The organism is Sphingomonas sp. DBB INV C78, from assembly GCF_042693015.1.
Lineage (GTDB): Bacteria > Pseudomonadota > Alphaproteobacteria > Sphingomonadales > Sphingomonadaceae > Sphingomonas_E.
Map to the genome: position 1 here is coordinate 4,954,655 of NZ_CP170544.1, position 14,619 is coordinate 4,969,273.

The 14,619-nt window shown below is 62.1% G+C and carries 9 protein-coding genes and 1 pseudogene; 6 read left to right on the forward strand and 4 right to left on the reverse strand.

Annotation, left to right across the window (positions count from 1 at the left end):
- Nucleotides 1–240: 240 nt before the first annotated feature.
- Nucleotides 241–1,050 carry an exodeoxyribonuclease III gene (gene xth, locus ACFB49_RS23655; RefSeq protein ID WP_380874300.1) on the reverse strand — a complete coding sequence of 270 codons (810 nt, stop codon included), beginning with the start codon at nt 1,048–1,050 and terminating at the stop codon, nt 241–243.
- 532 nt (nt 1,051–1,582) lie between these two features.
- Here xth and ACFB49_RS23660 point away from each other — a divergent pair.
- From ACFB49_RS23660 to ACFB49_RS23670, 3 genes and pseudogenes are all read left to right on the forward strand, one after another.
- On the forward strand, nt 1,583–5,179 hold the full coding sequence (locus tag ACFB49_RS23660) for a PAS domain S-box protein (RefSeq protein WP_380874302.1): 3,597 nt from the start codon (nt 1,583–1,585) through the stop codon (nt 5,177–5,179).
- A 45-nt stretch (nt 5,180–5,224) separates the two neighbouring features.
- Nucleotides 5,225–5,440: pseudogene (locus tag ACFB49_RS23665) on the forward strand (cation transporter); the annotation flags it as partial.
- 161 nt (nt 5,441–5,601) lie between these two features.
- Nucleotides 5,602–7,260: an FAD-dependent oxidoreductase gene (locus tag ACFB49_RS23670; protein WP_380874304.1), complete on the forward strand. Its 1,659-nt coding sequence runs from the start codon at nt 5,602–5,604 to the stop codon at nt 7,258–7,260.
- A gap of 13 nt (nt 7,261–7,273) precedes the next feature.
- Here ACFB49_RS23670 and ACFB49_RS23675 read toward each other — a convergent pair whose 3' ends face one another.
- Both ACFB49_RS23675 and ACFB49_RS23680 read right to left on the reverse strand, forming a co-directional pair.
- Complete coding sequence (locus tag ACFB49_RS23675) at nt 7,274–7,633, reverse strand: hypothetical protein (protein WP_380874305.1); 360 nt, start codon at nt 7,631–7,633, stop codon at nt 7,274–7,276.
- Between the two features lie 70 nt (nt 7,634–7,703).
- Entirely contained in the window at nt 7,704–8,225 is a 522-nt protein-coding gene (locus ACFB49_RS23680; RefSeq protein ID WP_380874306.1) for an SRPBCC family protein, read from the reverse strand.
- 311 nt (nt 8,226–8,536) lie between these two features.
- Between ACFB49_RS23680 and ACFB49_RS23685 the strand changes: the two genes are divergently transcribed.
- Complete coding sequence (locus ACFB49_RS23685; protein ID WP_380874307.1) at nt 8,537–9,706, forward strand: sensor histidine kinase; 1,170 nt, start codon at nt 8,537–8,539, stop codon at nt 9,704–9,706.
- Between the two features lie 30 nt (nt 9,707–9,736).
- Here the strand turns inward: ACFB49_RS23685 and ACFB49_RS23690 are convergent, their stop codons facing one another.
- Nucleotides 9,737–10,387, reverse strand: coding sequence for a response regulator (locus ACFB49_RS23690; RefSeq protein WP_380874308.1), 651 nt, complete (start codon nt 10,385–10,387; stop codon nt 9,737–9,739).
- Nucleotides 10,388–10,734: 347 nt separating this feature from the next.
- Here ACFB49_RS23690 and ACFB49_RS23695 point away from each other — a divergent pair, with 347 nt between their 5' ends.
- Together ACFB49_RS23695 and ACFB49_RS23700 are read left to right on the forward strand one after the other, a co-directional pair.
- Nucleotides 10,735–11,607, forward strand: a complete 873-nt coding sequence (locus tag ACFB49_RS23695) for a bile acid:sodium symporter family protein (protein WP_380874310.1) — start codon at nt 10,735–10,737, stop codon at nt 11,605–11,607.
- A 116-nt stretch (nt 11,608–11,723) separates the two neighbouring features.
- Nucleotides 11,724–14,570 carry a TonB-dependent receptor gene (locus ACFB49_RS23700; RefSeq protein WP_380874312.1) on the forward strand — a complete coding sequence of 949 codons (2,847 nt, stop codon included), beginning with the start codon at nt 11,724–11,726 and terminating at the stop codon, nt 14,568–14,570.
- Nucleotides 14,571–14,619 lie beyond the last annotated feature (49 nt).

Consider the following 14,619-nt stretch of genomic DNA (forward strand, 5'->3'; position numbering starts at 1 on the left):
ACGTCAGCGCGGGAGAAAGGGCGTCAGAATTTCGCAAAACCTTTTACCGACAAGCATTTGGCTGGTTTATTGATAGGAAACAGTATCTCAAAATCCCTCAAATGAAAAAGATGGAACGATCCAGCGGCGCGGGCGCCGTTCCAAGATCATTCGTACCTTTCATTATCCGGGTCCAAGTTCCCGCAAGTTAATCATTCCGAATGAAGGAATGGTTGCCAAGTCCTTACGCATATAAAACGATCAGATGCCAGGTTTATCGCTGCCGCGCTCGCCCGGCGCTTCCGCAAGATTGATCCAGACGGGCGCGTGGTCGCTGGTTTTTTCCCAGCCGCGCGGTCGGGTGTCGACTTCGGCTCGGGTCAGTTGCGCGGCCGCCTGCGGATTGAGCAGCAAATGATCGATGCGCAGCCCTGCATTGCGCTCGAATGCCCCACGCCAATATTTCCAGAAGGTGTAGATCGTATCGTGCGGGTGCAGGTCACGGATGGCGTCGGTCCATCCCTGATCGAGAAGGCGATGATAGGCGTGCTTCACTTCGGGCGCGAAAAGCGCGTCCTCCCGCCAGCGTTCCGGCGCATAGACGTCCTGATCGGTCGGCATCACATTGAAGTCGCCGGCGATGACGACGGGCGCCGCAAGCTCGATGAGCGAGGCGAGATGGGTTTCCAGCCGCTGGAACCAGCGCAACTTGAAATCGAATTTGGCGCTCGGCCGCGGATTGCCATTGGGCAGATAGAGGCAAGCGACGAGCATGCCGTTCACCGCGGCTTCGATATAGCGGCTCTGCATGTCATCGGGATCGCCGGGCAGTCCGCGCCGCGTTTCATGGATCGCGCCGACACGGCTGAGCAGCGCAACGCCGTTCCAGCGGCTTTGGCCGTGCCAGACGGCGTCGTAGCCGGCATCGCGAATGGCCTTTCCCGGAAACCGGTCCTGCGGCGCCTTCAATTCCTGCAGGCAGACGATGTCCGGTTTGGCGAGGTCGAGCCACCGGAGCAGCACCGGCAGGCGCCCGTTGATGCCGTTCACATTGTATGTGGCGATCTTCACAGTTTTGCCGGCATGTTCGCTCTCACAGATGGGATCAACTCGCCGAAATGGTCTGCCGTTCCTTGCGCTCGATTCCTCGGGGAGGAACCGCTGCGGCTCTGATCGATTATCACGCCCAGAGGCGAGGAGACGCCGGATGACAAAATCGATCAAGCAACCGCGCAAAGCCCATGCAGTGCCTTCGGGGGCGGAGGATTCTGACCCTGCTTTGAATGCGATCGGGCCCGCCGGCGTTGCCGCCAATGTCGACGTTGGCGAAATAGTGTCTGGCCAACCCGCGGGGGGACCGCATGATCTCGGGCGCAAGGCGCATGAGGAGAATGATCGGGATTGATGCCTGACCTCCCAAATCATGGAAGACCGGGCGGAACCTTGCGGCTCCAATCGGGTTCAGCGAGGAATATCGGGGAAGGGGGCTCGAGCGCCATCGCCAAAATCGGCTTTCGGCTCTGGCCAGAGCGAAGGGCAAAACATGGAGCCGGCTCTGACTGTGGAGGGCGGTGCATATAATTTTATGGCGGCGGGCGGCGAAATGGCGCGTCGCATCGCCGGCCATGATTGGGGAAGCACCCCGATTGGCCAGATAGAATGCTGGCCGCAGGCCCTTAAACATACTGTCAGCCTGATGCTGGCCAGCCCGGTGCCGCTTGTCCTGTTGTGGGGCGAGATGGGCGTCATGATCTATAATGATGCCTATGCGGTGTTCGCGGGCGGGCGCGACAGTCAGCTTCTCGGTTCCAACGTCCGAGAGGGCTGGGACGAGGTTGCGGACTTCAACGACAATGTGATGCGCGTCGGCCTCGCCGGCGGGACGCTCAGCTACAAGGATCATGTTCTCAAGCTCAATCGCCGCGGCGGGCTCGAACAGGCCTGGATGAACCTGGATTATTCCCCGGTGCGCGGCGATGACGGCAAGCCGGCCGGGGTCATCGCGGTGGTGGTCGAAACCACCGAGGCGATGCGGACGCGGCACGCGCTGGAAGAGAGCGAAGCCAAGCTAAGGTTTCTCGATGATCTTGGCCGTGCGATCCAGGATTGCCGTGATGCGGACGAGATTCTGGCCATCACGACGCGGATGACGGCCGAGCATCTCGGCCTGTCCAATTGCGCCTATGCCGACATGGACGATGATGGGGACGGCTTCACCATCCGCGGCGACTGGCATGCGCCCGACACGACGTCGATCGTCGGTAGATACCGCCTCGCGGATTTCGGCGAGTTGGCCGTGACCGAGCTCAATGCCGGTCGTCCCCTCATCATCAATGACAATCTGGCGGAACTCCGGCCAGAGGAGGCGGGGACGTTCCAGGATATCGGCATTGCGGCGACGATCTGCGTGCCGCTGATCAAGCAGGGTCGGCTGTCCGCCCTGATGGCGATCCATGACAAGGTTCCGCATCAATGGAGCCAAGCCGAACTCGGTATCATTCGCGAGGTGACCGAACGGTCCTGGGCACATATCCAGCGCGTCCGGGCCGAAGAGTTGCTGAGCGAGCGAGAGGCGCATAATCGCCAGATTCTCGATAGCGCGATCGATTACGGCATCGTCGCCACCGATCTCCAGGGCAATGTCACGCTATGGAATCGCGGGGCGGCCGAAATGCTCGGCTGGGGCGAGACGGAGATGCTCGGCCAACCGATGGCCATCTTCTTCACTCCGGAAGATCGCGAAAGCCGCCGGCCAGAAATCAAACGCCGCGAGGCGCTTGCCACGGGGCGTGCGCAGGACGCGCGCTGGCATCTGAAGAAATCGGGCGAGCGCTTCTGGGGGTTGAGCGAGATGGCCCCGCTCCGTGACGAAAGCGGGACCGCAATCGGCTTCGTCAAGCTGATGCGGGATCGTACCCGCGAATATGCGGCCCAGCAGGCCCTCATGGAAAGCGAGGAACGGCTGCGCCGTGCCCAGGCGGCCGGCGGCGTCGGGCTTTTCGCGATCGACATCCGTGCCAACACGATCAGCGCCACCGTGGAATTCTGCCGCATCTTCGGACTCGAACCATCGGCCGAGCTGTCGACCATGACGATCGAACGTCTGGTCATTCCCGAGGACCGCAGGCAGATATCGGACGACGCCCGCCGCAGGGCGGGAACTGCGCCGCTCGACGTGGAATATCGCATCCGGCGCCCGGATACGGGCGAGGAGCGAACGATCGCGCGCAAGGCCGATTATGAGTTCGATGAGGCGGGACAGGCGATCCGGCTTGTCGGTGCGGTACAGGATGTGACCGATCGGCTCCGCATTCAGCGCGCGCTCGAAAAGAGCGAAGCGCAATTCGGCGCACTTGCCCAGAACATGCCGAACCAGGTGTGGACGGCACGCGCCGATGGCTCGCTCGATTGGTTCAATGACCGCGTCTATTCCTATTGCGGCGTCGAGCGCGGCACGCTTGATGGCGAGATGTGGACGACGATCGTTCATCCCGAGGACAGGCCCAGGGCCGAAGAACGGTGGGCGACCGCGCTGGCCACCGGCGTCACCTACGAAACCGAATTTCGTCTTCGCGACGCAGCCGGCAATTATCACTGGCATCTTTCGCGGGCGCTGCCGCTTGCCGATGCGCGCGGGAGAATCACGGCCTGGGTCGGCACCAATACTGAGATTGACGCGCAGAAACGGGCCGAGGAGGCCTATGCGCAGGATCGCGACCGGCTCTGGACAATCAGCCAGGATCTGATGCTGGTCTGCCAGTTCGACGGCGAGATCACTGCCGTCAACCCCTCGGCGGAACGCATGCTCGGCTGGCAGGAAGCCGAAATGGTCGGGCGATCGATCTTCGAGTTCCTCCACCCTAACGATGCCGGTGAAACCGACAATGAACTGGCGAAGCTGTCGGCTGGCGCCACGACTTTCAGGATGGAAAACCGTTATCGCATGCGGTCGGGCGATTATCGGTTGATGTCCTGGACAGCCGTGCCCGACAATGGCCGCATCCATGCCGTGGGGCGCGACATTACCGAGCAGCGGTCGGTGGAGGATGCGCTGCGGCAGAGCCAGAAGATGGAAGCCGTCGGCCAACTGACCGGCGGCATCGCGCACGACTTCAACAATCTCCTCCAGGGCATCAGCGGCAGTCTCGAAACGATGCAGGCGCGGCTCGATCAGGGGCGGGGCAGCGAACTGTCGCGATGGCTGACGGGGGCGAGGAATTCGGCTGCCCGCGCCGCGGCGCTAACCCATCGCCTGCTCGCTTTTTCGCGGCGGCAGCCGCTCGATCCGCGGCCGGTTCGTGCCAACCCGCTGATCGCCTCAATGGAAGATATGCTGCGGCGGACGCTGGGCGAGCGGGTCGAACTGGAGCTCGTGCAGGGCGGCGGGCTATGGCTTACCCGCTGCGATCCCAATCAGCTCGAAAGCGCGATCCTCAATCTCGCGATCAATGCCCGCGATGCCATGCCGGACGGCGGCAAGCTCACCATCGAAACCTGCAACGCGCATCTCGACAATCTCTATGCCGCGCACGAACGGGATGTCAGGCCGGGCCAATATGTCTGCGTCTGCGTCACCGACACCGGTGCGGGCATGACCAAGGATGTGATCGCACGGGCGTTCGAGCCCTTCTTCACCACGAAGCCGCTTGGCCAGGGCACGGGCCTCGGGCTTTCGATGATCTATGGCTTCGCGGGCCAGTCCGAAGGCTATGCCCGCATCTATTCGGAGATTGGGCAGGGAACGACCGTCAAACTCTATCTTCCGCGCTACCAGGGCGATGTGCAGATCGAGGAAGGTGAGCATCGCGCACACCTCGCACCGGGCGCTGACGAAGGTGAGGTGGTACTTGTCGTCGAGGACGAACCGGTCGTGCGTGGTCTGATCGTCGAGCTGTTGAGCGAACTCGGCTATGCGGCGATCGAGGCGAGCGATGGTCCGGCCGGCCTGGCAATTCTCCAGTCGACGCAGCGGATCGACCTGATGGTCACCGATATGGGGCTGCCCGGCCTCAACGGACGCCAGCTTGCCGATGCGGCGCGGGTTACGCGGCCGGAGCTCAAAATCCTGTTCATGACCGGCTATGCCGAAAATGCGGCGCTCGCCTCGGGTTTTCTGGAGCCCGGCATGGCAATGATTACCAAGCCTTTCGCGATGGACGGGCTGGCGACGCGTGTCCGCGAGATTATCGGCGGCACGTGAAGGTTCATCCGGACGGTATGGGATCTGCTCGACAAGGAAAGCTGCGTCACCGCGGTCAATCATGTCCGTACCATCCACACGGCGCCCGACGCGGTCTTCGTCGCGATCAGCGCCGATTTCGCGGACGCGCTGACCATGGGAGAGGGCGAGGCGCTGATCGAACAGCTCGAAGCACGGATGAAGGCCGCCATCCCCGAACTCACCTCCATCTACATCCGCCCCGAAAAGCGCGCCGATGCGGTGGTCCAGCCGCGGCCTTGAGGGAGGAAACCTCGGCCCCTGCAAGGCCAGGGACCGATCCGCTAGCAATCTCGCCAGCTAGCAATGTTCGCATCCCCTGCGACAACAGCGTCGAGCACCGCATCTCCTGCGTGAACGGTGCCGCAGCGAAAGCGCCGCAAAGGCGGTGGGAGCGTAGAGATATGCCGAAAGCAGCTTATGACCTTGTCGTCCTGGGATCGGGCGCGGCGGGGATGACGGCGGCACTCACCGCCGCGGAGCATGGCGCGAAGGTTCTCGTTGTCGAGAAGGGCGAGAAAGTCGGCGGCACCTCCGCCTGGTCGGGCGGACAGATCTGGATTCCATGCAACCCGCACCAGAAGGCGTTCGGCAAGGAAGACAGCCGCGAAAAGGCGCTCACCTATCTCGCGTCGATGTCGAATGGCTTGATCGAGCCGCAAATGGCGGAAGCCTATGTCGATGGCGGGATCGAGATGGTCTCCTTTCTTGAGGCGAACACGCCCGTCCGCTTCATGGCGGTGCCGCATTTCCCCGATTATCATCCGGAGCAGCCCGGCGCCGCCAGCCGTGGCGGCCGGACGCTGGAGTGCGAGGTCTATCCCTATGGCGAGCTTGGCGAATGGCGCGACAGGGTGGAAGTCTCGCCTTATTACTGGCCGCACGTTCATTTCACGATCGGCGAAACCTCGCTGGCGCAGGCGATTCCCGATCCGCTGCCGCCCGAGGAAGCGAAGCGCCGCGCCGACAATGACGAACGCGGGCTGGGCCATGCGCTGGTCGGGCGGCTGCTTCGCGGTTGCCTCGATCGCGGCGTCGCGTTCCTGTTGGGCGTTGGTGGCAAGGAACTGTTGATCGAGGACGATGTCGTCACCGGCGTCGAGCTGACCGACGGCATCGTGATCCGAGCGGCCAACGTGGTGCTGGCGACCGGTGGCTTCGAGCATAATGAGGCGTTCAAGGCCGCTTTCCTGCGCGGGCCGCTGACCAGTCCGGTTTCGATCCGCACCAATACAGGCGACGGCCTGCGCATGGCGATGAAGGCCGGCGCGATGCTGAGCTCGATGCGCGAGGCGTGGTGGATGCCGGTGGTGGAAGGCCCGCTCAATCCCATGGGCCGCATCCTCTTCACTGGCGAGCGGACGCTGCCCGGCACAATCATGGTCAACAAGAAGGGCAAGCGCTTCACCAACGAGGCGGCGAACTACAACGCCTTCGGCGCGGCGTTCCACGAGCAGGATCTCAATAGCTGCTCCTACGCCAATCTGCCGGCCTGGTGCATCTTCAACCAGGCCTTTTATGACAAATGGGGCTTCCTCGACGCGCAGTTGCTGGATCTGAGCGACGGCCAGCGTGCGAAGGAACCGGCGGACTGGATCGCACGGGGCGCGACGCTCACGGAACTGGCTGCGAAGCTTGGCATCCCCGGCGATGCGCTGGAGGCGACGGTCGCGCGCTGGAATGGGATGGTGGAGAAAGGCAGCGACGAGGATTTCGGCCGCGGCGACTCCTATTATGATCTTTATTGGGGCGATCCCAACCACAAGGGCCAGAAGGAAGCGACGCTCGGCAAGATTGAGGGCGGGCCCTATTACGCCGTGGAAGTGAAATCGGGCGCGCTCGGCACCAAGGGCGGGGCGAAGACGGACACGCAGGGGCGGGTGTTGGACGTGGATTTGAAGCCGATCGAAGGGCTCTATGCCGCGGGCAACGCGATGGGATCGATGATGGGGATGACCTATGGGGGCGGCGGCGGCACCCTTGGTCCCGGCATGGTCTTCGGCTACCTCGCCGGCAAGCATGCGGCGCAGCGCAATACCGGCGCTCTCCAGCGCCCCGCCTGATGGAGCGGACTGATCACCCCACCGTGCGCCACTGGCCCTTGGCGTCTTGCTGATAGCGGAAGACGAGCGCCTTGGTGGTGCTGTCGGATCGCACCAGCACGATCTTGACCGTGCCGGTGGTCGCACCCGCCTTCACACCGCCCTCGATCAGTTGAAGGGCGCCGCGCTTGCCGCTGGGCGAATCCCACCGCCGGACATGGCCGACCGGATCTTCGTTCAGCGCCTGCTGGACCAGTGGACGGAGCGTATCGACGTCGGCCTTGTCCAGGTCGCGGAACATGTGGCGCGTGAAGATCTGCGCGGCGGCAGGAGGAGTGAGAGGCGCGCCCAAAGTCGCGATCATCAGTGCGCCGAAGACAAGATGTGGCCGCATCCTTATTCCCCTGCATTTGCCCGCTGTTCAGGCGAAGCTATCATAGCTGGCCGCCGATGTGCCCGCTTTTTCAGGCGTCTGCGCCTGCCAGATAGGCGTGGAGCCGTGCCATGGCGGTATCCAGCATTTCCTTCAGGAAACTCGGAAAGTCCTGATTGGCCGCAAGGAAGTTCATCCCGTCCAGCGGTTCGCAGGCGAGCGTCCAGGTGACGCGCGTGCCGCCATCGTCTGTCGGATCGAAGGTCGTCAGTTCGAGTTGCGCTGCCGCCAGCTGCTCGGTCGCCCGGTTGACGATATAGCCCCAGGCGTGGGGCTCATCCCAGATCACCATGGTTTCGACATGGGCGCAGCCCGCGACCCAGGATTTGCGGATCATGCCGAGGCCCAGCGCGCCTTCGTGCACGACTCGCTCGACATGCGGAAACCAGTGCGGCCAGCTCGCCGGATCGCAGAAGGCATCCCACACCGCCTGCGCCGGTGCATTGATGTGCGAGACGGTGACGTAGCGCGTCGGCGCCTCGTCGACGAATGCGGAATCGACCTCTCGAAAGTCGAACCATCGGGTTGTTTGCTCTATGTTATTTTTGGTCATTCCTCTTGGTGGGGTATTGCTGCCTCGCTGTCCAGAGCCACCTATAGTATCTTCCCTAGGTGAAGACTCGCGTCGCAATCGGAACCCACTATTTACCCCTAGGGGAAAATTCTGGTTGTATCAGCGTAAAGACCTAGGGCAGAATGCCTAGGCAATATCAGCAGTCCGCCATATGCGGCTGTATTGCGCTGAATCTCTGGGGGCAGGGTTTCAGGGTGGATTTTAGTCGGCGAGGATAAGCGGAGAGTCGGGGGACTCATCTTTCTGGCGATTAGGTACGTGGGTTTCAGACTCCAACCGTGGGGACGGCCATGTCTGATGTTGCTTATTCCAAGCCGCCAGTTTCCAATGACAATATTTCCCGCGCCGGCTTCGAACGTCGCCGTCGGCGTAGCGCTCCGCCCGAGCTGAAGATCTGGCCAACTGAAGGGTCGCCCGATCAGGCGAGCTTCCTTCAGGGCTTGATTGATCTTCTTCCCGAACAGGTCGCCATTCTTGGCGAGGATATGCAGATCGTCGCGGTCAACACCGCTTGGCGCACCTTGGCCGCCACGGGCGACGATGATCCAGATGGCGCGTTCCTGGGGCGCAGCTACCTGGAGCTGTGTCGACAGTTTGAACGGACGAGCCGTGATGCAAGGGCGATACGGCTGGGCCTGGCGCGCCTTCAGACCGGTAGCGTCGTGCGGTTTGACCATGATTACTCGTTGACCGTGAATGGCGAGCCGCGTCATTATGTGCTGAAGGCGCTGCGCTGCGCCCACAATCTGGTCATTCTGTCGCACATCGATGTCACCGATCGCCGGCTGCGCGAAATCGATCGCCGGCGCTACTGCCAGATGCTCCTGAGCGCTGAGGCGGAAGAGCGCAAGCGCATCGCCCGCGAACTGCATGACGAAACCGCTCAGCAGCTTGCGGTGATGCAACTCAGCCTGCCGAGCTTGCGGCACGACGAAGACGGCCCGGAAGCCGAGCGGGCCTATTCAGGTATCGAAACCGCGCTGGGTGCGGTGCAGGAACAATTGCGGACGCTAAGCTACGTACTGCACCCGCCCGAACTGGGTAGTGGCGGCATTGTGGAAGCGTTGCGCACTTTCGTGGCGGGATTTGCCCGGCGCACCGGCCTCCACGTCGAGTTCATCGCTGATACCTCATGCGGGCGGCGATTCCGTGACATCGAACAGGCGCTGTATCGCGTGACGCAGGAGGCGCTCGCCAACATCGTCAAGCATGCGCGGGCGAAACACGCCTTCGTGCGGCTGCGCAAGCAGCCTGGCTATTTGATCCTGGAAATCCAGGATGACGGGATCGGCATTGTGCCCGCGCTCTGTTCCGGTGCGGCGGAAAGTGCGCTCGGCGTCGGTCTGCCGGGCATGCGCGGCAGGATCGAGGCGCTGGCAGGCCATTTCGAGATCCGCCGGCTGCCGATCGGCACGCTCGTTTCGGTGCGCGTACCGCGGCGGCGGAAACAGGACGTCTGAAGATCGCCTGGCCTGGCCGCGACGGCGCGGTCAGGCCTCGATAATATTGTTGCGCAGCGCGTAGCGCACCAGCTCGGCGGTCGTTTTCAGCCGCAACTTGTGCATGGCGGCCGCGCGGTGAGTTTCCACCGTCTTCACACTGATGTCGAGGATATGGGCGATCCGTTTGTTGATCTGCCCCTCGGCGATGAGCTGGACGACTTCGCGCTCGCGCGTCGTCAGCGCATTGAGATCCGCGTGCGGCAGGCTGTTGTCGAGGAAATGCTTGAGCAGCGCTTCCGATACCATTCCGGAAAAATAAGGGCGGCGCTCTGCCATGGCCTCGACGGCGGCCTGCAGATGCAGTTCGGAATCGGATTTCAGCACATAGCCGCGGGCGCCTGCGCGCAACACATCGGCCAATACTTCTTCGCGATCATGCATCGTGTAGATCAGCACTTCGATATCGGGCAGTTCGCGCTTCAAGGCTCGCGTCAGGTCCAGCCCGTTCAGCGAAGGCAGCGAATAATCGATGATCGCGATGTCGGGCCTGGCTTCCCGCGCCATCTCCAGTGCCTGATGCCCGTCGGCTGCTTCGGCCACGATCCGGCCGTGCGGGTTTTCCGCCAGCAGATCGCGCAGGCCGCGGCGCATGGCGCCATGGTCATCGGCAATCAATATCTTACGCAACACTCTACTCATAAGCCCCCTGCATGATATTTTATCTAGTGCCGGCCGCTTTTCTGATGGTGATCCTCCTCAATTGTTGCAGCTTGGTGGCCGCATTGTCGGCCTGAATTTTTTGCCGTCGCCCTATATTCGACCGTCAACTGCATGACAGCAAGGTAAAAGGAGTAACTTGTCCGAAACGATCGGACAAGCCGGGCTATCATTGGCCTGAACTTCGGGCGCTGTAGATCGCTGGCAACTCCGTGAAACTACGGAGAGATCCATGTCGGTAGTTTCATCATTGCCAATGCGGGATTTGCCCGATCTACACACCGGCCCGGCCGCTGCATTCTCTCATGGCATATTGGAGATGCCATGCCGTGGAATTGCTGAAGCAGCTCATTCCGATCCTGCTCACCGTCAGCCTGGCCCTATTGGTGGTGGCGGTGGGAATGGCGTCCTCCCGGGGCGATCTCCTTTACGTTCTGCGTCGACCAGCGCAGTTGGCGCGCGGGCTGATTGCGGTCAGCCTGATCCCGGTGCTCGCGGCGGCGGCGGTGATCGCGATCTTTCCCGTCTCGCACGCCAGCAAGGCGGCGATCATGCTGATGGCGATTTCACCCGTGCCGCCGCTCGTGCCCGGCAAGATGCTGAAATTCGGCGGGCGCACGGAATATGCCTATGGGCTCTATACGGCGATGGCGCTGCTGGCGGTGTTTACCGTGCCGATCTGGGGTGTGCTGCTGAATCTTTATTATGGCGTCCATGCGAGCTTTCCGTCCGCCATCGTCGCCAGCAACATCTTTCTGGGCGTGGTCTGCCCGCTGGCCATAGGGCTCTTGCTCGGCCGGTGGCTTGCGCCGCGCTTTGCCGAACGGGCGGCACCGATCGTGGCGAAGATCGGAATGGGCCTTGTCGTGCTCGCCTTCGTGCCGATCATCGCAAAGGTTTGGCCAGCGCTCATTGGCCTCATCGGTGACGGCACTATCGTTGCGATGGCGCTGATCGTCACCCTGATGTTGGCTGGCGGTCACCTATTGGGTGGTCCTGCCGTCGGCGATCGCGCCACACTCGCCTTCGCGGCGGCGACGCGCCACCCCGGCATCGCGCTTGCCTTGGTCGGCGCCAATCATGGCGACCAAAGACTGAGCGGCGCGGTGCTGTTGTTCCTGATCGTCGCTCTGGTGGCGATGGTGCCATATCAGATCTTGCTGAAGCGGAAGCTGACGCCAGCAGACCAATCCACCTCCTAACGCAACGAAAATTCGATCTTCTCCCAAATGGATCCATGAATCTGTCATACGAGTGACGCCGAACCGCAAAGGAGTTCTGCGACTGCGCCCCCCGAAATCATCCAAGGGGGAAATCAGTGGCCGTCACTTCCTGCCGCCGCGCGCGCTTCATCATTGCTGCCTTGCTGGCGGCTTCGTCCACCGCTGCTCTAGCTGCCGATGTTACCGGTGTCGTGCTTGACGGATCGAGCACCCGTGCGCTGGAAGGCGCGGAAGTCTCGATCGTCGAACTCGGCCGTAAGGTCGAAGCCAAGCGCGACGGCAGCTATCGCTTCGCGGACGTGCCGCCGGGCACCTACACGCTGCGCGCGCACTATAGCGGCGTGGAGGATTTCAGCGAGAGCGTGACGGTTGCCGATACCGGCTTGCTCAACAAGGCAATCCTGCTCGGCGACGCGGACAGCCTTATCCTCGTCATGGGCCAGCAGGCCAATCTGTCGAGCTCATTGTCGCGTCAGCGCGCCGCCGACGGCGTCGAAAGCGTCCTGACCCGTGACTCGATCGGCCAGTTTCCCGACCAGAATGTCGCGGAAGCCATCCGTCGCGCGCCCGGCGTCAATGTGCTCAACGATCAGGGCGAAGGCCGCTTCATCGCGGTCCGCGGCCTTGATCCCAACCTCAACGCCGCGTCGATCAACGGCGTGCGCGTGCCGGCGCCGGAAGCCGACACCCGCTCGGTCGCGCTCGACGTCGTCGCCTCCGAACTGGTCGAGGCGATCGAGATCAAGAAATCGCTGACTCCGGACATGGACGGCGACACGATCGGCGCCTCGGTGGAAATCAAGACGACCAGTGCCTTTGATCGCCGCAAGGATCTGCTCGCGGTCTCGGTCGAAGGGTCGTACAACGACTATGCTGAATCGCTGACGCCCAAGGGCAGCGTCGATTTCTCGACCCGCATCACCGACAATTTCGGCATCGCCGGCGGTGTCTCCTACTACAAGCGCAGGTTCGAGACCGACAATATCGAAGCCGACGACTGGAATGATGAAGGCCTCGCCGAAAGCCTCGAATATCGCGACTATGACGTCCGTCGCCTGCGCACCGGAGGCTCGCTCTCGCTCGATTGGCGGCCGAGCTCGACGACCAAGCTCTATGCCAAGGGCATCTACAACCGCTTTTCCGACCAGGAAGATCGCCGCCGGCTGGTGTTCGACCTGGGCGACGCCAATCTGGTCGATGCCGACGGCACGACGCGGGCGACCGTCAACAGCGGGGACCTGACCGACCCTGACGACGAATCCCGCATCCGCGTCGAGCGCGATCTCAAGGACCGCTTCGAGGTCCAGAAGATCCAGTCCTACCAGCTTGGCGGCGTTACCGAGACCGGCCCATGGACCTTCACTTATTCGGGCGCCTGGTCGAAGGCCACCGAAGTCGAGAACGGTTCGATCGACCCGATCGTCTTCCGCCGCGATTTCGAGGCGGCCGAGGGCGACGACCTGACCGTCGACTTCGATTATTCGGACTACAAGATCCCGGAATATTCGGTGTCGGGTCCGAGCTCGGACGATTTTTACGATCCGTCGCAATATGAATTCGACAAGTTCGAGCGGACCACGCTGAGCGATTCCAGCGATCGCGAGTGGAATTTCCGCGGCGACGTCGCTTATGCCATTCCGTTGTCGCAGGGCACCTTCACCGTTCAGGCGGGGGGCAAGGCGCGGCTGCGGCAGAAGAATTACGATCTGACGCTCGACGTGTTCGATGGCTTTGACGGCGATTTCACCGTTGCGGACGTGCTCGGCAAGCAGACCTATCGCCTCGCGATGATCGATCCGGTCGTCAAGAAACGCGGCGAGCGCGATTTCATCAACGCCAATATCGATGGCTTCGAAATCAACGAGATCGATAGCCTGATCGAATCCAACATCGCCGATTATCGCGTCGGTGAAGACGTCTATTCCGGTTACCTGATGGGCCGCTACGAAGCCGGTCCGCTCCGAGTGATCGGCGGTGTCCGCGTCGAGCGGACCGAGAATGATCTCGAGGGCAATTTCGTGACCTTGCTCACGGAAGGCACGGAGGTCGACGGTGTCGAGCTGGACGAGGACACGGTCGTCATCTCGCCCAATCGCATCAAGCGCCACTACACCGATTGGCTGCCCAGTGCGCTTGTCCGCTACGAAGCAAGCGATGAACTCGTCTTCCGCCTTGGTGCTTTCAAGAGCCTCGTCCGCCCCAATATCGGCCAACTCGCACCGCGCGTTCAGGCGGAACGCGATGGCGACGATTCCGAAGTGGACATCGGCAACCCGCTGCTGAAGCCATATCGCGCCTGGAACGTCGATGTCGGCGCCGAATGGTATTTCGCGCCGTCAAGCGCGCTGCAAGGCGGCTTCTTCTACAAGAAATTGAAGGATTATATCGTCGAGCAGGCGGTCGAAGATTATGACTATAACGGCTTCACCTATGATGAAGCCCTGATCCGCTACAACAGCGGCGATGCGGACATCACCGGCTTCGAAATCGCCTATTCGCAGGCTTTCCGTTCGCTGCCGGCGCCGTTCGATGGCCTGCTGACCAACATCAACTACACCTACACCGATGCCGACGGGGCGGTGCCGAACGAGGACGGCTCGTTCCGCAACATCCCGCTGCTCAACTCGTCCAAGCATACCTTCAACGTCGTGCTCGGTTACGAAAAGGGGCCGATCAGCATCCGCCTGGCTGGCACCTATCGCGACAAATATCTGGATGAGCTGCGCGGCAGCGCCGAGGAGGATCGCTATGTCCGCGATCACTTCCAGCTCGATGCCAGCGCGAAGTATCGCGTGATGGACAATGTCACCATCTTCGGTGAGCTGGTGAACATCAACAACGCCAAATATGTCGCCTATCAGCGCGGCCCGAACACCCGTCGCCTGCTGCAGTATGAAGAGTATAGCTTCACGGCGAAGTTCGGCATCCGCGCCAACTTCTGATCGGGACAAGCAGATGGGACGCGCCGTTTCCGTGGCTGCCGTAATCGGC